General features: G+C 51.7%; 16 protein-coding genes, 1 pseudogene and 1 riboswitch. Of the genes and pseudogenes, 13 read left to right on the plus strand and 4 right to left on the minus strand.

Translation table 11 applies throughout. The features are described 5' to 3' along the window. The first annotated feature begins 9 nt into the window (after positions 1 to 9). Entirely contained in the window at positions 10 to 1098 is a 1089-nt protein-coding gene (locus VFS25_RS03570; RefSeq protein ID WP_326460742.1) for an efflux RND transporter periplasmic adaptor subunit, read from the plus strand. Positions 1099 to 1243: 145 nt separating this feature from the next. Here VFS25_RS03570 and VFS25_RS03575 read toward each other — a convergent pair whose 3' ends face one another. After that, positions 1244 to 2050: a phosphatase PAP2 family protein gene (locus VFS25_RS03575; protein WP_326460743.1), complete on the minus strand. Its 807-nt coding sequence runs from the start codon at positions 2048 to 2050 to the stop codon at positions 1244 to 1246. A 208-nt stretch (positions 2051 to 2258) separates the two neighbouring features. Here VFS25_RS03575 and ureA point away from each other — a divergent pair, with 208 nt between their 5' ends. The 9 genes and pseudogenes from ureA to VFS25_RS03620 all read left to right on the plus strand — a co-directional run bounded on the left by ureA (position 2259) and on the right by VFS25_RS03620 (position 9813). Beyond that, positions 2259 to 2561, plus strand: a complete 303-nt coding sequence (gene ureA, locus VFS25_RS03580) for an urease subunit gamma (protein WP_326460744.1) — start codon at positions 2259 to 2261, stop codon at positions 2559 to 2561. Positions 2562 to 2597: 36 nt separating this feature from the next. Next, positions 2598 to 2894 (plus strand): annotated as a pseudogene (gene ureB / locus VFS25_RS03585) (urease subunit beta); the annotation flags it as partial. A gap of 74 nt (positions 2895 to 2968) precedes the next feature. Continuing rightward, positions 2969 to 4690 carry an urease subunit alpha gene (ureC, locus tag VFS25_RS03590; protein ID WP_326460746.1) on the plus strand — a complete coding sequence of 574 codons (1722 nt, stop codon included), beginning with the start codon at positions 2969 to 2971 and terminating at the stop codon, positions 4688 to 4690. A 91-nt stretch (positions 4691 to 4781) separates the two neighbouring features. Then, entirely contained in the window at positions 4782 to 5279 is a 498-nt protein-coding gene (ureE, locus tag VFS25_RS03595) for an urease accessory protein UreE (RefSeq protein ID WP_326460747.1), read from the plus strand. A 242-nt stretch (positions 5280 to 5521) separates the two neighbouring features. Then, positions 5522 to 6199, plus strand: coding sequence for an urease accessory protein UreF (locus tag VFS25_RS03600; protein ID WP_326460748.1), 678 nt, complete (start codon positions 5522 to 5524; stop codon positions 6197 to 6199). 5 nt (positions 6200 to 6204) lie between these two features. Next, positions 6205 to 6840: an urease accessory protein UreG gene (ureG, locus tag VFS25_RS03605; RefSeq protein ID WP_414647698.1), complete on the plus strand. Its 636-nt coding sequence runs from the start codon at positions 6205 to 6207 to the stop codon at positions 6838 to 6840. Next, the gene (locus VFS25_RS03610; RefSeq protein WP_326460750.1) at positions 6837 to 7628 is read left to right on the plus strand and encodes an urease accessory protein UreD; all 792 of its coding nucleotides are present in this window, start codon (positions 6837 to 6839) and stop codon (positions 7626 to 7628) included. Before ureG ends, VFS25_RS03610 begins: the two co-directional genes overlap by 4 nt. Before the next feature lie 10 nt (positions 7629 to 7638). Then, entirely contained in the window at positions 7639 to 8343 is a 705-nt protein-coding gene (locus VFS25_RS03615; protein ID WP_326460751.1) for a sulfite exporter TauE/SafE family protein, read from the plus strand. A gap of 35 nt (positions 8344 to 8378) precedes the next feature. Further along, a riboswitch (Fluoride riboswitch) is annotated at positions 8379 to 8448 on the plus strand. A gap of 72 nt (positions 8449 to 8520) precedes the next feature. Beyond that, on the plus strand, positions 8521 to 9813 hold the full coding sequence (locus VFS25_RS03620; protein WP_326460752.1) for a voltage-gated chloride channel family protein: 1293 nt from the start codon (positions 8521 to 8523) through the stop codon (positions 9811 to 9813). Positions 9814 to 9817: 4 nt separating this feature from the next. Here VFS25_RS03620 and VFS25_RS03625 read toward each other — a convergent pair whose 3' ends face one another. Further along, complete coding sequence (locus tag VFS25_RS03625) at positions 9818 to 10792, minus strand: nitrilase family protein (protein WP_326460753.1); 975 nt, start codon at positions 10790 to 10792, stop codon at positions 9818 to 9820. Positions 10793 to 10869: 77 nt separating this feature from the next. On the opposite strand from VFS25_RS03625, the gene VFS25_RS03630 reads away from it, so the two are divergent. Continuing rightward, positions 10870 to 11826 carry an NADP-dependent oxidoreductase gene (locus VFS25_RS03630; protein WP_326460754.1) on the plus strand — a complete coding sequence of 319 codons (957 nt, stop codon included), beginning with the start codon at positions 10870 to 10872 and terminating at the stop codon, positions 11824 to 11826. A 15-nt stretch (positions 11827 to 11841) separates the two neighbouring features. On the opposite strand, the gene VFS25_RS03635 is transcribed toward VFS25_RS03630, so the two are convergent. After that, positions 11842 to 12792 (minus strand): aldo/keto reductase, encoded by a 951-nt coding sequence (locus VFS25_RS03635; RefSeq protein WP_326460755.1) that lies wholly within the window; start codon positions 12790 to 12792, stop codon positions 11842 to 11844. Between the two features lie 434 nt (positions 12793 to 13226). Here VFS25_RS03635 and VFS25_RS03640 point away from each other — a divergent pair, with 434 nt between their 5' ends. Beyond that, entirely contained in the window at positions 13227 to 15398 is a 2172-nt protein-coding gene (locus VFS25_RS03640; protein WP_326460756.1) for a bifunctional alpha,alpha-trehalose-phosphate synthase (UDP-forming)/trehalose-phosphatase, read from the plus strand. 107 nt (positions 15399 to 15505) lie between these two features. Here the strand turns inward: VFS25_RS03640 and VFS25_RS03645 are convergent, their stop codons facing one another. Beyond that, a complete protein-coding gene (locus VFS25_RS03645) occupies positions 15506 to 17287 on the minus strand; it encodes a glycoside hydrolase family 15 protein (RefSeq protein WP_326460757.1) in 1782 nt (593 codons plus the stop codon). 285 nt (positions 17288 to 17572) lie between these two features. Here VFS25_RS03645 and glk point away from each other — a divergent pair, with 285 nt between their 5' ends. Then, positions 17573 to 18637 carry a glucokinase gene (gene glk / locus VFS25_RS03650; protein ID WP_326460758.1) on the plus strand — a complete coding sequence of 355 codons (1065 nt, stop codon included), beginning with the start codon at positions 17573 to 17575 and terminating at the stop codon, positions 18635 to 18637. Positions 18638 to 18651: the final 14 nt, after the last annotated feature.

Consider the following 18651-nt stretch of genomic DNA (forward strand, 5'->3'; position numbering starts at 1 on the left):
TAGCATACCATGAAACAATATATAATTATCACAGTATTGGCGGGCGGGCTGTATGCCTGTTCCTCCGGTGCAGCCACAGAAAAAAAGGCTGCCGACAAACCCGCTGCCACAGCGCACTACGAGCTGGCGCCGGTTAAAAAGCACGGCGTGTCCGAGTCTGTTAAGCTGCCGGCGCAGCTCACTGCCTACCAGGAGGTGAGCATTTTTCCAAAGGTAAACGGCTACGTACAGGCGGTACTGGTAGACATTGGCTCCAAAGTGCATAAGGGCCAGCTGCTAATGACCCTGCAGGACCCTGAACTGGAACATACCAGTGTGCAGGCGCGTGAAAAATATGCCCGCGCGCAGGCCGACTACACCATCAGCAAAGAAAACTACAGCCGCCTGCTGGAAGCGTCGCAGACAAAAGGCGCCATATCGCCTATGGACCTCGCATCCGCCAAAGCCAAAATGCAGGCCGACAGCGCCCTTTGTAACGCAGAAAGAGCCAGCTGGGAAATGGAAAAGGCCATCCTGAGCTACCTGCAGGTAACCGCTCCTTTTGATGGCGTAATTACCGAAAGGAATGTGCACCCCGGCGCGCTGGTAAGCGCTGCCGGCAGGGAGCAAAAGCCCATGCTGGAGCTGAAGCAGGTTGACCGCCTGCGCCTGCAGGTAGATGTGCCGGAGCATATTGCCCACAGCCTGAATGATAAAACCCGTATGGACTTTTACCTGAGCGCTTTCCCGGGTAAAAAAATGTCGGCCGAAATAGCACGTAAATCAGATAACATTAACACGGCTTACCGTATGGAAAGGGTGGAGATGGATATTCCGAATAAGGATAATGCGCTGGCCCCGGGCATGTATGCCGATGTGATAGTGGATGCCGGCGGCAGCCCGAATGCTTTTTCCGTACCCAGGCCGGCCGTGGTTACTTCTACGGAACGGAAATATGTGATACTGGTGCGTGACGGCAAAGCAGTGAAGAAAGATGTGATCACCGGTAATGACAGCGATGATGAAATTGAGATCTTCGGGGATTTTAAACCCGACGACCAGGTGATCGTAAATGCCAATGATGAAATAAAAGAAGGACAGGCGGTTAACCAGCGGTGAGTGTAAAAGAATGTAAAATGTAAAATTTTAAATATTAAATGTAAAAATAAATACAGGCAGCTGTATGTAAAAGCGCATTAAGGTGCTATCGCTCACAAGCCTGTGACTTTTACATTTATGATTTTACATTTTACATTCCTTTCGGCTATTGCATGATTACTGCCAGGGAAAGGCCGGTGCTGTGCCAGTTATAATCGTAATACGGCATCAATATCATTCTTTCACGCGCTGCTTTAGGATGCAGCAGGCGGTTTACATGCGGGTACAGCGCATAAGCTGCCTGGGTGCTTAATATGCCCAGTCCTGCGCCGGCCACCACATCGCTGAACCAATGCCGGTTGTTGTACATGCGCAGCACGCCGGTGGCGGCAGCGGCAGCATAGCCTACATAGCCGTACCAGGGGCTTACATCCCTGTACTCCATACGCATAAATTCAGCAGCGGCAAAAGCAGTGGAAGTATGCCCGCTGGGAAAGGATTCATAATTACTGCCATCCGGCCGTTGCTCATGCGTTACCTTTTTCAGAATGCGCGAGCTGCCGGCCATAATTGCACAGGATAAACCGTAAATGATAGACCGGTCGGCAAAGTTGTGGGCGCCTTTGATGCCCACGGCATTCAGCCCGTAAACAGCAATCGCCGGCGACCATTGCAGGTAGTTATCGATCCTGGTGGAAAAACCGGCATGGTCTTCCTGTATCTCCGCCTTGGTGCTGTAGTTTACCTCCTTTAGCGGGGGAGTGGCCAATGCGGCAAATCCATAAGCCAGCATAGATGACGCAATGGACATCCTGAGCCTGGGCGCGTGGTAGGAAACATCCGGATTCAGCTGCAGCTGGGAAAAATGATAATGAACAGTTGTAGGTGGCATTGTATCCTGCAGGGATTGCGCCTGTCCCCCAAGGGCGCATCCGCAAAGCAGGGCCGCTACCATTAAGCGGTGTAATTTCATAGCATGTATATGAACAAATATGGAATGTCAATCTGTAGACATTCTGTTTTTGTCCGGTTTAGTTGTAGGTTTTTCACAATATAAATATTGTTGGAAAGCATAATATAACATGTAAGGGTTATTTTTTCGAATGCGGTTGCCGGCGGGCCCTGGTTACCAACTGCAAAAAAAATATTGTACATTTCTGACTTTAAACCAAAATCTGCTTATGCACTTAACAGCAAGAGAAACGGAGAAGCTGCTGCTGTACGTAGCCGGCGAGCTGGCAGAAAAAAGAAAGGCCAGGGGACTAAAGCTCAACTATCCGGAAGCCATTGCTTTGATCAGCAGCCGCCTGCAGGAAGCTGCCCGCGACGGCCGCAGCGTAGCCGACCTGATGCAGTTTGGCGCAACCATTCTTACCCGCAATGATGTAATGGAAGGCATTCCTGAAATGATCCATGAGATCCAGATAGAAGCCACCTTCCCCGACGGCACCAAGCTGGTAACCGTGCATCATCCCATCCGCTAGATCTTACAAGCCTTTAACCAGTTAAACAAAACCACCATGATCCCCGGAGAATATTTCCTGAAAAAAGAAAATATCATAGCCAACCAGGGACGCCGCACCCTTTTTTTAAAAGTGGTGAACACCGGCGACCGTCCCGTGCAAATAGGCTCCCATTGCCATTTTTTTGAGGTGAACCGGCAAATGGCCTTTGACCGCGCAGCTGCTTTTGGCATGCGGCTGAACGTGCCTTCCGGCAACGCCGTACGTTTTGAGCCCGGCGAAGTAAAGGAAGTAGAGCTGGTGGAGCTGGGCGGCGCCAAACGTATTATAGGCATCAACAACCTGGCGTGCGGCGTTACCACCGATGATGCGGTAAAGCAGCAGGCCCTCGAAAAAGCACAGCAACAACACTTTAAAACCCAATTGCCGTGAGCCTGAATATAGACAAGCAAAAATATGTAAGCATGTACGGTCCCACCACAGGCGACCGCGTGCGCCTGGCCGATACCGACTTGGTTATTGAAATAGAAAGGGATTACCTGCAGCATGGCGACGAAGGCAAATTCGGCGGCGGCAAAAGCATCCGCGATGGTATGGCCCAATCAGCCACTGCCCTGCGGGCAGATGGTGTGCTGGACCTGGTGATCACCAATGTTATTATCATTGACCACTGGGGCATTGTAAAAGCAGATATTGGCATTAAAGACGGCCGCATTGCAGGCATTGGCCAGGCAGGCAACCCCGATACCATGGACGGTATTCATCCCAACATGATCATTGGCGCCGCTACGGAAGTGCATAACGGCAGCAACCTCATAGCCACTGCCGGCGGCATTGATACCCACATACATTTTATTTGCCCGCAGCTGGTAGACCATGCGCTTTTCAGCGGCATTACCACCATGATAGGCGGCGGCACCGGTCCGGCAGACGGTACCAACGCCACCACTGTTACGCCGGGCAAATGGAATATACAACGCATGTTGCAGGCTGCGGAAGCCTACCCCGTGAACCTGGGCTTTTTTGGCAAAGGCAACTGCGCCACCACCGCGCCGTTGGAAGAGCAGATAGCCGCGGGCGCGCTGGGGCTGAAGATACATGAGGACTGGGGCGCTACCCCCGCGGTAATAGATGCGTCGTTAAAAGTAGCCGACAAGCTGGATGTGCAGGTAGCCATACACACCGATACACTTAACGAAGCCGGCTTCCTGGAAGATACCATGAACGCCATTAACGGCCGCGTAATACATACCTTTCATACAGAAGGCGCCGGCGGCGGCCATGCGCCGGATATTATCCGCGCCGCCTCTTTCCCGAATGTGCTGCCGGCATCTACCAATCCCACCCGGCCTTACACCGTAAACACCATTGACGAGCACCTGGATATGCTGATGGTATGCCACCACCTGGATAAACGTGTACCGGAAGATGTAGCCTTTGCCGACTCCCGTATACGCCCCGAAACCATTGCTGCAGAAGATATTTTGCACGACATGGGCGTATTCAGCATCATGAGCTCCGACTCGCAGGCCATGGGGCGTGTAGGCGAAGTAGTTACCCGCACCTGGCAAACCGCCGATAAAATGAAAAAGCAGCGCGGCGCCCTGCCGGAAGACAGCGGTACGGAAAACGATAATTTCCGTGTAAAGCGCTATGTGGCAAAATACACCATTAACCCGGCCATTGCACATGGCATTGCAGAACATGTAGGCTCTATCGAATACGGCAAGCTGGCCGACCTGGTGCTGTGGAAACCCGCGCTGTTTGGCGCCAAGCCGGAAATGATCGTTAAAGGCGGTATGATAGCAGCCGCAAAAATGGGCGATCCCAATGCCTCCATACCCACGCCGCAGCCGGTAATATACCGCCATATGTTTGGCGCGCATGGCAAAGCCCTGCTGCATACCAGCGTAACATTCGTGTCACATGTATCGCTGCAAAAAAATATTGCGCAGGAATATGGCCTGCAAAAAACACTGCTGCCGGTAACCGGCTGCCGCAACATTTCCAAAAAAGACCTTATTCATAATGATCAAACGCCGGATATTACCGTAAACCCCGAAACCTATGAGGTAAAGGTGAACGGGGAAAAGATCACCTGCGAGCCGCTGAAAGAGGTGGCGCTGGCGCAACGGTATTTCCTGTTTTAAACAGGGGTTCCTGTAGGTTCTCCATCAGGCGTACAGGTAATAAAGGTTGTGCCATAGGCCGGTACAGCATTCATAAACAGATACTGCACATATGATCATTGAAGATGTAATAGGCAACACCGCCACCTTTTCCATCGGCAACCGGCAAACCGACCTGCTGCAGCTGCAGTGGTATGAAACCACGCGCCGCATACAGCGCAAACAAACCGCCGGCGGCCGGGAAATAGCCCTGCGCCTGTTAAAGCAGGGGCAGCGCCTGCAGCAGGGCGATGTGGTTTGGATGAACAACGCCACTGCCGTAGTAGTGGATATACTGCCCTGTGAGGTAATAGTGGTGAAGCCGGCCTCCATGCTGGAAATGGGCGCTGTTTGCTATGAGATCGGCAACAAGCACCTGCCTGTTTTTATACAGGACAATGAAGTGCTGATACCCATGGAGGAGCCGCTGTTCCGCTGGCTGCAGGCATCGGGCTATGCACCGGAGCCGGCGGTGCGTAAGCTTACCAATATGCTGCGCACCAATGTAACGCCGCATAGCCACGGCACTGGCAGCACACTATTTCAAAAGATCATCAATCTTACAAAATAAATTAATAATGAATAATGAATAATTAATAATGAACGGGTGTTCTCTTTTTGCAATGGCTTATATGGTCATAAATAATTTTAACAGCGTTAATGCATGTTCATTCCTGGTTATCAATTCTTAATTATTAATTGTCAATAAATAAATCTTTACAGTGCTTATATGCCCACAATTAATTTTTCAGCAACACTGATAAAACACCACACTTCCTAAATTATTAATTATTAATTCTTAATTATTAATTAATGCTCCTCGCGCTCCTTCACTTATCCGATCCTACGCTGCCCATAGGCGGTTACACCCATTCCAGCGGGCTGGAAACCTATGTACAGGAAGGGCTGGTGCACAACGCCGCCACCGCTGAGGCATATATACGCAGCATGCTGCAGTACAACCTGCGCTATAACGATGCCGCCTTTGCCAGCCTGGCTTATGACGCTGCTTTACAGCAGGATTTTAATGCTTTGCTGCAGCTGGATGAGGAGTGCACGGCCTTAAAGCTGGCGAAGGAAATACGGCAGGCCAGCCACAAGCTGGGCATACGCCTGGTAAAGATCTTCAGCCGGCAACAGGCCTTTCCCTTTATGCAGCAGTATGAACAGGCCATACAGCAGGGCAGGGCAGGAGGGCATTACTGCCTGGCATTTGGCGTATATGCCTGCCTGTTACATATACCCAAACCGGATGCGCTGCAGGCTTTTTATTACAATGCTACCGCCGGTATGGTTTCCAACAGCGTAAAACTGGTGCCCCTGGGCCAGCTCGAAGGGCAGGACATCCTGTACCGCCTGCAGCCGCTGATGCAGGAGCTGGCTGCCGCAACCCTGTTGCCCGACCGTAAATGGCTGGGCTGCTGCAACCCGGGGTTCGACATTCGCTGTATGCAGCATGAAAGATTGTACTCAAGATTATATATGTCGTAGTTATGATGAGCAGAACATTTGTGAAAATTGGTATCGCAGGCCCGGTAGGCTCCGGCAAAACCGCCCTTATTGAAAGGCTGTCGCGCAACATGGCGCACCAGTATGACCTGGGTGTTATTACCAATGATATTTATACCAGGGAAGACGCCGAGTACCTGACCAAAAACAGCCTGCTGCCGCCGGAGCGTATTATCGGCGTGGAAACCGGCGGCTGCCCGCATACCGCCATCCGTGAAGACGCCAGCATGAACCTGGAGGCAGTGGATGAAATGGCCGCCCGCTTTCCCGGCATACAGCTGGTATTTATCGAAAGCGGGGGCGATAACCTTTCCGCCACATTTAGCCCCGACCTGGCGGATGTGACCATTTTCGTGATTGACGTGGCCGAAGGCGATAAAATACCCCGCAAGGGCGGGCCGGGCATTACCCGTTCCGACCTGCTCGTCATCAATAAAATAGACCTGGCTCCCTATGTAGGCGCCAGCCTGGAGGTAATGGAACGCGATGCGCGCCTCATGCGCAAAGGCCAGCCCTTTGTGTTCACAGATCTCATGAAAGGCGCCGGCCTGGATGCGGTGATCAGCTGGATTAAAAAATATGCGCTGCTCGAAGAGGTGGCAGAACCCGCCCTCAAAAGATGACCAGCGAGCTGCGTATTGTAACAGGCTACCGCTCCGGCAGCACCTTCCTGCAGGAAGGGTATTATACCCGTCCCTTTAAGCTGGCGGATGTGGGCATATACCGGGCAGACAAAGCCCTGTGCCTGATGCTGATGACCGCCTCGCCCGGCATGCTGGACGGCGACAATTATCATATGGCAGTCACCGTTAGCGCGCATACCCGCCTGCAACTGCAAACACAGGCTTACCAGCGCCTGTTTACCATGCAGCAGGGCGCTGCGCAGCATATAACGGTGCATGTGCAGCAGGGTGCATGCTTCAGCTATGTGCCGCACCCGGTAGTGCCGCATGCAGGCGCCAGCTTTGAAGGGCATAACCGCATTACCCTGGAACAGGGCTGCCGCCTGGTTTGGGGCGAAATACTCACCTGCGGCCGTAAGCTCAATGGCGAAGCCTTTCAGTTCAAACAGTTCCATAACCTAACGGAGCTGTATTACCAGGGCAGGCTGGTGTTAAAGGATAACCTGCTGCTGCAACCGGAACGTATAAACGTAACAGCCTTCGGGCAAATGGAAGGGTACACCCACCAGGCCACGCTTATTTATGCAGACACGCGTACAGCGGCCGCTCCGGTGGCCGACCGCCTGCTGCACATACTGGCGCCGGAAACCGGCATTGCATACGGCGTATCGCAAACCGCCGGCCCGGCCCTGGTGCTGCGCGTGCTGGGCCACGGCGCAGAACAGCTGTACAATTGCCTGAAAAAAATGGAAAGCTTATTATGGGAAGAAGCGCCCGTTTTAACTTAAATAATAACGCATGACTACAGAGATCAGCGCTTTGCTGCTTACCGCTATTACCATCAGCTGCGTACATACCGTTACCGGCCCTGATCATTATGTACCTTTTATTGCGCTGTCGCAGTCGCGTAAATGGTCGCCGGCTAAAACCGTGTTCTGGACCATTGTATGCGGCATAGGCCATGTGGGCAGTTCGGTGCTGTTAGGCTTACTGGGTGTGTTCCTGGGCTGGGAGCTGTCTAAAATAAGCTGGCTCGAAGGCGTGCGGGGCGGCATTGCCGGCTGGGCGCTGCTGTTCTTTGGCATGGCGTACCTGGTATGGGGATTGCGCCGCGCTTACCTGAACAAGCCCCATAAACATTTTGATATGTATGAAGACGGATCGGTGTATGTATATGAGCACAAGCATGGCGAAGGGCCGGTATACCCCCAGGAGCGTACCAAAGTAACGCCCTGGATATTGTTCATCATTTTTGCATTGGGCCCCTGTGAGCCGCTCATTCCTTTGCTTACCTATCCTGCTGCGCAAAAATCTACCCTGGGTATTGTGCTGCTGATTGTAACCTTTACGGTATTTACGCTCATTACCATGGTTATGATGGTAATGCTCGGGTACTATGGCTATTCTTTCCTGAAAACCGATAAGCTGGAGCGCTACATACACGCCATTGGCGGCGCTACTGTTACCATTTGCGGTATAGGCATGGTGTTTATGGGATGGTAATTAATTCTTAATTATTAATTTATCGTACCTTGCGGCACAATAAAGGAAATGGTGTCTTCCTGCACAAGAACCGTCCCTCCCGGGACTGATGGCGCCTACAAATAAACAAAGACCAAACCGGTAACGCAATGGACGGGCCGGCATGTTGTACTGCTTGTTAAATTATTTGTAGGAACTATGTACCAGAAAATAAAGAGCTACTTCGAACAAATTGCAATCGCAAAACATCTTATCCGCTGGACCATACTGGATATTCCCCTGGCATTAATTGCAGGTTCCATGGTGGCGCTGTTCCTTTGGCTGCTGGATAAGGTTACCCTGCTGCGCGGGCAGCAGCCCTGGCTTTTATACCTGCTGCCCGTGGCCGGTATAGGCATTTACTTCCTGTATAAAAAACTGGGTAAAAATTCAGAGGCCGGTAATAATCTCATTATGGATGAGATACACCAGCCGGGCGGCGGCGTGCCTGCCCGCATGGCGCCGTTGGTGCTGTTTACCACGGTGGTTACCCACCTGTTTGGCGGCTCTGCCGGGCGGGAGGGAACCGCTGTGCAAATAGGCGGCAGCATGGCGAATATGCTGGGCCGCTGGATGAAGCTTGCGGAAAAGGATATACGTATATTGCTCATGGCCGGTATTGCCGCCGGCTTTGGCGCGGTATTCGGCACCCCGCTTACCGGCGCTGTATTTGCATTGGAGGTGCTGGCCATTGGCACCATCCGGTACGATGCGCTGGTGCCCTGCCTTATAGCCGCCGTGTTTGCGGATATTGTATGCACGGCCTGGGGCATTCATCATACCCATTACCATATTGATTTTGCACCGCATAATGCCACACCCTTTCTACCCTTCCTGCATATTGACCTGCTGCTGTTGGCCAAGGCCATACTGGCCGGCGTATGTTTTGGCCTGGCCAGCTTCCTGTTTGCCAACAGCATGCACATTATTAAACACTATGCGCAGCGGTACATAAAACCTGCCTGGCTTATACCGGCAGTGGGCGGTGTTGTTATTATCGCTTTCAGCTGGGCGCTGGGTACCCGCGATTACCTGGGCCTGGGCGTTTACAGCCAGCAGCCATCAGGGGTAAGCATACTGAGCGCCTTTCATGCAGGCGGCGCCACAGGCTGGAGCTGGCTGTGGAAGCTGCTTTTCACGGCCATTACCCTGGCCATGGGCTTTAAAGGAGGAGAGGTAACGCCCCTGTTTTTTATAGGCGCTGCGCTGGGCAATACCATAGCTATGCTGTTAGGCGCACCGGTTGACCTGTTTGCCGGCATGGGCTTCATAGCCGTATTTGCCGGCGCCACTAATACGCCCATTGCCTGCACCCTGATGGGGGTAGAGCTGTTTGGTACTTCCCATGTGCTGTATTTTGCAGTGGCCTGTTTTACTGCATATTATTTCAGCGGCCATAGCGGCATTTATAAAGCGCAGCGTATAACCGTGCGCAAGGGGCTTTTACAGTAAGCGGTTATTTCATCCACACTACTTTTTGCTCAGCAGCATGCGGCTGGCCTATAATATCTTTATACAGCTCGGGGCGGCGGGCCTGCCGGTAACGGTAACCGCCGGCCTGCTGCAGCTTTTCAGGAGTGCAGGTAGCTATGGCAATATCATTATCCAGCTTGCGGCACTCAGCCACCACATCGCCAAACGGGTCCAGTATCATGGAGCAGCCGTTCTTCAGCTGGTCGTCGTCCATGCCAATGGGGTTAGCAAACACCGCATAAATACCGTTGTCATACGCTCTTGCGGGCAGCCATTTCATTAACCAGCTACGCCCTTTCATCCCATCAAATTCCAGCCGCAGCGAAGTGGGATCTGTTTCCCGGTTATACCACAGCTGCGGGTCTACAAAGCCTGCGCCAGGGCGGGTAGAGGGGGTGCACATGGTTACGTGCGGCATAAAAATAATATCCGCGCCCAGCAGGGTAGTGGCGCGTACATTTTCAATAATGTTGTTGTCGTAACAGATCAGGATGCCGCATTTCCAGCCCAGCAGGTCAAACACCACATACTTGTTGCCGGGCGTAAGATGCGGGTTAATAAAGGGATGCAGCTTGCGGTATTGCGCTACCAGCCCGTTCTTGTCCACGCATACATAGGCTTTATACAAATGGCCTGCTGCATCTTTCTCAAACAAACCGGCCAGTATGGCCACACCTGTTTCTGCGGCTATAGCGGTTAATGCCTGTATGCTGGGGCCTCCGGGAATATATTCTGCCAGCTCCAGCAGCTGCTCCTTTGATAAATGCCTCGCGAACGTATAGCCGGTAACGGAGCATTCATGAAAGGCAATCACCTGCGCGCCCGCCTGTGCGGCCTGTGTGGTAAGCCCGCGTATCACCTGCAGGTTGTATGCTTTATCGCCGCTGCGGTTTTCAAATTGTGCGGTAGCTATTTTTATGGGTTGCATGGTAAGCTGTTTATCCTGCAAGATAGCCATGTTTTGCGAGCTGGCAGCAACAGCACTATCTGCATACTGGAAAAGTAATTATCTTTAGCAACTTAAAATCATGCTTTATGATGAAAGCTGTTGCTGTTTCAAAGTTCCGCGATACGCCACAGGTAATGGAGCTGCCAAAACCAGCCGTACGCCCTGGTATGGTGCTGGTACGTGTAGCCGCTGCCGGTATGAACCCTTTTGACTGGAAAATGGTGGATGGGATCATGGAAGGGCATATGCCGCACCAGTTTCCGCTGATCATGGGGGTAGAAGGCGCAGGCACAGTAGCTGCCGTGGGAGAAGGCGTAACCCGTTTTAAAGAAGGCGATAAAATATACGGGCAATTCATTCACAGCCCCATAGGCGAAGGCGCTTATGCGGCGTATGCCATTGTGCCGGAAAATAATGCGGTAGACCTTGCGCCCGCATCTATTGCGCTTACCGCCGCCGCTGCTGTGCCCAATGCAGGTATGACGGCGCTGCAGCTGCTGGAAAAAATGGCGCTGCAAAAAGGCCAAACGGTATTGATTGTAGGGGCCACCGGCGGTGTAGGCTCCTTTGTTACGCAGCTGGCTGCCCTGCAGGGTTTGCTGGTAATTGCCACTGCAAGCAATGAGGCGTCGGCAGCACGCATGCGGCAGTTGGGCGCCGCCACCACTGTAAATTATAAAACCGCGCCGGTTGCACAACAGGTAAAGCAGCTGTACCCCAATGGTATTGACGGGCTTATAGACCTGATGAGCAATAAGGAAACCTTTGCGGCCAATACCGCCCTGCTGAAGCCCGGCGGCGTAGCCATGACTACTGCTTTTGTAGCAGATGAAGCAGCCCTGCAAGCGCAGGGTTTACGCGGCGGCAACTTTGAAACAAAAGGCGATATTCCCTCTCTGAACAAGCTTACGAAGCTGATAGACGACGGTAAGCTGCAGGTGCCGGTAGGCAAAAATATTACGCTCGAAGAAGTGCCTGCCGCCATTGCACAAAGCCGCGCGGGCCATGCAACCGGCAAAACCGTGATCATAATGCCATCATAACGGCGGCGTATAACATTAATATTTACTGGCTACATCCAGCTGGTTAATGGCGTCCTGGTCTAAAGCCAATGTGGCGGCTTTCATTAATGCATCCAGCTGTTCCAGGCTGGTGGCGCTGGCTATGGGCGCCGCAATGTTAGGCCGCTGCGCCAGCCAGGCAATAGATACGCTGGCAGGCGTGGTGTTATAACGCGCCGCTACTGCATCCAGCGCAGCCAGTATGCGCATGCCCCTTTCATTCAGGTAGCCCAGCGCCTTTGAGCCGCGCGGGCTTTTATCAACATCTGCTTTGGAGCGGTATTTACCGCTCAGGAAACCGCTGGCCAGCGCATAATAAGGCAATACGCCCAGGCCATGCTCCCGGCAGATAGGCGCGTAGGTAGTTTCAAATTTCCGGCGGTCGTACAGGTTATATTCAGGCTGCAGGGTTTCATAACGCGGGTAGCCGTAATCTTCACTGTTATGCAGGGATAGCTGCAATCTTTCCGGGCTCATATTGGAAGTGCCTATTACACGCACCTTTCCTTCTTTTATAAGCGTTGCATAAGTAGCCAGGGTTTCTTCTACCGGGGTATTAATATCATCAAAGTGCGTTTGGTACAGGTCTATATAATCTGTTTGCAGACGGCGCAGCGAGTCTTCTACCGCGCGGGTTATATAGGTTTTGGAGGTGCCTTTCTGCTGCGGTCCCATTTCACCGCCTACCTTGGTGGCCACTATTACCTGCTCCCGTTTGCCGCTTTGCTTTAGCCATTTGCCGATAATGGTTTCCGACTCGCCGCCTTTATTGCCGCTTACCCATTTTGAATAAACATCTGCCGTGTCTATAAGGTTAAAACCTGCGCCGGTAAAGGCATCCAGCAGCTTAAAGGCAGTGGCTTCATCCACCGTCCACCCGAACACGTTGCCCCCGAAAGCCAGCGGAGCCACCATGAGCGCGGATTTGCCCAGTTTCCGTTTTTCCATCTTTATATCAGTTTAAATTAACAACTTCCGCAAAAAAAGTACCAGCAGCGCGCCTGTATTGCCATTAACGGCAGCCCCTGCAAAAAATGAGTATATTGTTCCCCATCTTCAGTTAAATTACAGATAATTGTACGGAAACCCATTATTGTGTATATAAATATGATGAATGGCGCAGGCATGGCCATTTCCGTTAATCACTAACGGCAACGCCTATATTTTAAATTATTGTTAACTTGCGGGCCGCTACGTGCTGCATACGTACTTAATCAAAATTATCCATTATCCGCTTAGGTCCATTGGAGCGCCAATCATAGCAGCCGGTTGGGATGTTTGAAGCTAGATTTTAATGCGCGCATTTACCGCAGGTGAGCCTGCAGGGAAAGTATTTTTTGCCAGGAAAGATTTTTGTAGATAAACGAACATTATAACGTACTATGAGTAAGACCATTATTGTATCAAACAGGTTACCCGTAAAAATAACAGAGAAGGATGGAGCCTATGCACTGGCTCCAAGCGAAGGAGGACTGGCTACGGGCCTGGGATCTATTTACCGTGGCGGAAATAATGTATGGATTGGCTGGCCCGGCCTGGAGGTAACAGCGCCAAAGGACCAGGAGCAGATTGCAGGTGAGCTGGCCACCATGAACTTAAAAGCGGTGTATCTTACACAGGAAGAGATCAATAACTACTACGAAGGATTTTCCAATGAAACCCTGTGGCCCGTATTTCACTACATGCCTACCTATGCCCGCTATGAACAGGGTTACTGGGATTGCTACTACCGCGTAAATGAGAAGTTCAGGGATGTAATACTGGAAACAGCGGAACCAGGTGATGTAATATGGATCCACGATTACCAGCTGCTGCTGTTACCCGGCATGATACGCACTGCAATGCCCGATATTTCCATTGGCTTTTTCCTGCACATACCGTTCCCTTCCTTTGAGCTTTTCCGCCTCATACCCTGGCGGGCAGAGCTGCTGGATGGTATGCTCGGCGCCGACCTGCTGGGGTTTCACACGTTCGATGACAGCCGCCATTTTATAAACGCCGTTACCCGCCTGCTGCCCATTAACGCATCGTCCAACGTACTGATGGTAAATGACCGCGCCGTGATCGCAGAAACATTTCCCATGGGTATCGACTATGAACGTTACGGCAACATGGTGCGTAACGATGACGTGCAGCAGCAGCTTAGCCAGCTGAAAGACAATTTCCAGGGCATGCAGATGATCCTGTCTATTGACCGGCTTGACTACAGCAAAGGCATTCTCCAGCGCCTGCAGGCATACGACCTGTTCCTGCAACTGCATCCGGAATACGCAGAAAAAGTAGTGCTGTACATGATTGTAGTGCCTTCACGCGATACCGTGCCGCAATACAAGGACCTGCGCGACGAGATTGACAAGCAGGTAGGCGGCATTAATGCACGTTTCCGCACCATTAACTGGCACCCGGTACATTATTTTTACCGGTCTTTTCCCATAGAAACACTGTCGGCCCTTTACAACTATGCGCACATATGCCTGGTAAGCCCTATGCGCGATGGTATGAACCTTGTAAGTAAGGAGTACGTGGCCAGCCGCACGCATAACAACGGCGTGCTCATACTAAGTGAAATGGCCGGCGCCTCCAGGGAACTGATAGATGCGCTGATTGTAAATCCAAACAACATAGGCGCCATTACCCGCGCTATTGAAGAAGCGCTGGTAATGCCGCAGCCAGAGCAATACCGCCGCATGAAACAAATGCGGCAGGTAGTAGCCAAGTTTAATATTGCACACTGGGTAAAATTATTTATGACACGATTACAGGAAGTAAAACAGATCCAGCAATCCATGCTGGCGCGCCGCCTGAGCACCGACCTGCAGCAGCAGGTGCAGCGGCAGTACAGGAACGCAGAAAAGCGCGTCATATTTTTGGATTATGACGGCACACTGGTTGGCTTTACGCCTAATATTGACCAGGCTTCGCCCGACCAGGAGCTGTACCAGCTGCTAAAACAGCTCACCTCCAACCCAAAGAATGAGGTGGTAATGATCAGCGGGCGCAAACACGAAACCTTATCACAATGGCTTGGCCACCTGAAGCTTGACCTGATTGCCGAACACGGCGCCTGGTCAAGGAAACAAGGCGGCCGCTGGAAAAAGATACCGGGGTTAACCGACCAGTGGAAACAGGATATTTATCCTACGCTTGACACATATACCGACCGTACTCCCGGCTCTTTTATTGAAGAAAAAAGCTATTCGCTGGCCTGGCACTACCGCAAGGTGGAAGAAGGGCTGGGCGAGCTGCGCGCCAATGAGCTGATGAACACCCTGCGCTATTATACCAATGATAAAGGTTTGCAGGTGCTGCCCGGCGATAAGGTGATTGAAATAAAGAACGTGGAGATCAATAAGGGCCGCGCCGCATTAAGCTGGCTGCAGGATCACCAGTATGATTTTATAATGGCTATTGGAGATGATCATACAGACGAAGATATTTTCAAAGCCCTGTCGGAAGATGCCATTTCTATTAAGGTAGGCAGCCAGGTTTCGGCCGCGCGCTATTACCTGCGCAACTTCCAGGAGGTAAGGCAGTTTCTTGCCGGACTGGTGTAGGAATGTAAAATGTAAAATATTAAATGCAAAAGTAAATGCCGCGAATACTCAGCTTCGCGGCATTTACTTTTACATTTGAAATTCTACATTTAAGATTTTATATTCTTCTACAGGAATATCGGCACATCCAGCTTCATAGCTATACGGTAGGCGGCGTTCATCAAACCTACATGGCTATACGCCTGCGGGAAGTTGCCCCACTGGCTGCCGTTGTCTTCATCCACATCTTCACTGAACAGCAGCAGGTGGTTGGAGTATTGCAGCAGGTTCTCAAACTCGCGGATGGCGTCGTCCAGCCGGCCTACGCACGCCAGTGCCTCTACGTACCAGAATGCGCATACCAGGAAAGTGGTTTTGGGCTTGCCGAAATCGTCCGGGTGCAGGTACCGGTAAAACAATCCCTGCGGAGTTTTCAGCTCTTTTTCCAGTCCTTCCAGGTGATCCTTTGCCTTTTGCGAAGCAGGGTCAAGGTACTGCATCATGATCAGCTGCAGGGTGCTGGCATCCAGGTGTTTGCTGCCAACGGCGTTGGTATACACTTTACGCACAGGATCGTAGCAGTTCTCAATATGCGCGGCAGCGCGTTCTTTCAGCGCAATGGCCCTTTCTACCAGCGGCTGGTGGCCAATGGTGCGGGCCATTTTTTCCGCGGCGCAGCAGCCCGTCCACTGGAACAGGTTGGAGTAGCAGTGAATGTTGGCAAAGTTGCGGAACTCCCATATACCGGCATCTACTTCATCAATTGTGCGCTCAATTTTGCCCAGCAGGTATTCTATCCACCAGGCAGAGTCTTTACGCTCGGAAAAAATAAAGCGGTGATCTGTATACAACGGCAGCATAGAAATCAGCACCTGCCCGTAAATATCATTTTGTATATGTTCATACGCCTGGTTGCCTATGCGCACGGGCTGGTTGCCCATGTAGCCTGCGAGATCGGGCAGTATCTGCTCTGTCAGCAGCTTTTGCCCGGTACTGCCGTACAATGGCTGGTAGCGGTAATCGCCGGAAAAGGAAATGTCTGTTACATAGTTAAAATAACGCTCCATTTCCTCAAAGTGGCCAATGTGGTTCAGCGCAGTAATCACATAATAGGTATCGCGTAACCAGCAGTAGCGGTAATCCCAGTTACGGCCGCTGCCCGGAAACTCGGGCAGGCTGGTGGTGCTGGCGGCTATAATGGCGCCGGTATCTTCATACTGGTGTATTTTCAGGGTGAGGGCAGAGCGTATTACATAGGGCTGGTAAAAATTGGCGATATTGGAATGTTTGATCCAGGTGCGCCAGTAGCTTACTGTTTCCCGTACAAAGGTTTCTGCGGTGCTTACCAGCGGCGCTTCCAGCGGGCTGCCGTAAGACAGCAACAGGTAGCGCGTATCATTGAGCACAAAAGCCTGCTCATCCAGCAGGTAATTAACAGGTATATTGGTGGTAAGGCGCACGCGCGCGCCTGCGCCCAGGAACTCAACATGGTTGCTGCCCGGCTGCGGATGCAGGGGCTGCGCGCCGTAATCGGCTACCGGCTTACAGCGTACGCAAATGCGGGGAGAGCCCTCCAAAGGCTCTATTTTACGTATCAGCATTAAGGGTTTAAAGTAACGCTCATACTGGAAAAAGCGGGGTGCCACGTCGGTAACCAGGTATTTGCCGTTGCTGCTGGTAATTTCCGTGCACAGTACATTGGTGTTTTCCATGTAATACTGACGGGAGGTATATTCTCCTTCGGGCAGTATGGAAAACTGGCCGCCTTTATCTTTATCCAGCAGGCCGCCGAATATAAACGTGCTGTCCATGCGCGGCCAGCACAGCCACTCTACATTGGTGTTCCGGTTTATATGCGCAATGTATGCACAGTTCCCGATGATGCCGGTCTGATAGGTATGTCTTTCCATGCCGCTAATATAAATGCTTTACGTCTGCGCCGGTAAAAATGTTCATTTTAACATCAAAACCTGTTCCAAAAAGCACAAAGCAGAAAGCGGAAAGCTTAAAGTAAAAAGTAAAAGGCAAAAGGTAAAAGGTTGGAAGCCTGACCATGCCACCAGTCACCCGTTTTATAAATTAATGCAGCGCAACACAGATACAATCCTCATTATAAGTACGAAGACATCAGCTTTTCTGCTTTTTACCTTTTGCCTTTTACCTTAAGCTTTAAGCTTTTTCCTTACATTTATATCATGCAAACCACCCATGTTCAACGTTTCCTGCCGCGTTTCGCACATATGAGCCGCCCCGCAGGCAAACTGCCACTACATGTGCTGGCCGGTGACTTAGGCGGCACCAAAACAAGACTGGCGCTATTTGAAGCCGGCGCCGACAACCTGCAGCTCATAGACGAACAGGTATATTCCTCCCGGGCATATACATCCTTTCCCGCAGTTGTGAAAGAGTTTATTGGCAGGCAGGCCGGAAGAAAGCCCGAACGTATATGCATTGGCGTAGCCGGCCCGGTAATACGCGGCAAAGTTTCCCTTACCAACCTGTCTATGGAGCTGTCGGTGGCCGATATACAGCAGCAAACCAACATATCTGAAACCACGCTTATTAACGACCTGGAAGCCACTGCCTACGGGCTGGCCACCATAGGGCAGGAGGGGCTGCTTACCCTGCATGGCGGCGCCAGCGACAATACCGGCAACATGGCCATTATTGCGCCGGGTACCGGGTTAGGAGAGGCTGGCCTGTTCTGGGACGGGGAGCTGTATGCCCCCTTTGCAACAGAAGGCGGCCATTGCGATTTTTCGCCGCGGAATGAGCTGGATATGGAGCTGCTGCAATACCTGCAGGAAAAATACCAGATCGTAAGCTGGGAACGCCTGGTGTCGGGCCCGGGTATTTACGATACGTTCAAGTTCCTGCGCGATATACGGCATATGCATGTGCCGGACTGGCTGGAAAACGATGTGCTGAAAAAAGACCCTGCTGCTGTTATCAGCGGCAATGCCATAGATCAGAAAGTTTCCGTTTGCATAAAAACAATGGAGCTGTTTGTCCGTTACCTGGCCCGGGAGTCGGCCAACCTGGTTTTTAAAATGAAAGCTACCGGCGGCTTGTTCCTGGGTGGCGGTATACCACCCCGTATTATTCCCTTATTACAGGATAATAGTTTTTATAACCACTACCTGCAGGGCGACCGCCTGATAGAGCTGCTGGCTTCCGTGCCCATACATGTTATCAGCAATGATAAGGCGGCCCTTTGGGGAGCCGCCTATTACGCCGTACATCAACAGCGCACTGCATAAACTGGTATAGTTAG

Source organism: Chitinophaga sp. (genome assembly GCF_035761305.1).
Lineage (GTDB): Bacteria > Bacteroidota > Bacteroidia > Chitinophagales > Chitinophagaceae > Chitinophaga.

Bases quoted from the DNA above. Each gene is read 5' to 3' on its own strand.
- VFS25_RS03600 (WP_326460748.1), top strand. From the start codon at position 5,522: ATGCTCCTCGCGCTCCTTCACTTATCCGATCCTACGCTGCCCATAGGC.
- VFS25_RS03620 (WP_326460752.1), top strand. From the start codon at position 8,521: ATGTACCAGAAAATAAAGAGCTACTTCGAACAAATTGCAATCGCAAAA.
- VFS25_RS03635 (WP_326460755.1), bottom strand. From the start codon at position 12,792: ATGGAAAAACGGAAACTGGGCAAATCCGCGCTCATGGTGGCTCCGCTG.
- VFS25_RS03610 (WP_326460750.1), top strand. From the start codon at position 6,837: ATGACCAGCGAGCTGCGTATTGTAACAGGCTACCGCTCCGGCAGCACC.
- VFS25_RS03640 (WP_326460756.1), top strand. From the start codon at position 13,227: ATGAGTAAGACCATTATTGTATCAAACAGGTTACCCGTAAAAATAACA.
- glk (WP_326460758.1), top strand. From the start codon at position 17,573: ATGCAAACCACCCATGTTCAACGTTTCCTGCCGCGTTTCGCACATATG.
- VFS25_RS03625 (WP_326460753.1), bottom strand. From the start codon at position 10,792: ATGGCTATCTTGCAGGATAAACAGCTTACCATGCAACCCATAAAAATA.
- ureG (WP_414647698.1), top strand. From the start codon at position 6,205: ATGAGCAGAACATTTGTGAAAATTGGTATCGCAGGCCCGGTAGGCTCC.
- VFS25_RS03575 (WP_326460743.1), bottom strand. From the start codon at position 2,050: ATGAAATTACACCGCTTAATGGTAGCGGCCCTGCTTTGCGGATGCGCC.
- VFS25_RS03570 (WP_326460742.1), top strand. From the start codon at position 10: ATGAAACAATATATAATTATCACAGTATTGGCGGGCGGGCTGTATGCC.
- ureA (WP_326460744.1), top strand. From the start codon at position 2,259: ATGCACTTAACAGCAAGAGAAACGGAGAAGCTGCTGCTGTACGTAGCC.
- ureE (WP_326460747.1), top strand. From the start codon at position 4,782: ATGATCATTGAAGATGTAATAGGCAACACCGCCACCTTTTCCATCGGC.
- VFS25_RS03615 (WP_326460751.1), top strand. From the start codon at position 7,639: ATGACTACAGAGATCAGCGCTTTGCTGCTTACCGCTATTACCATCAGC.
- VFS25_RS03645 (WP_326460757.1), bottom strand. From the start codon at position 17,287: ATGGAAAGACATACCTATCAGACCGGCATCATCGGGAACTGTGCATAC.
- VFS25_RS03630 (WP_326460754.1), top strand. From the start codon at position 10,870: ATGATGAAAGCTGTTGCTGTTTCAAAGTTCCGCGATACGCCACAGGTA.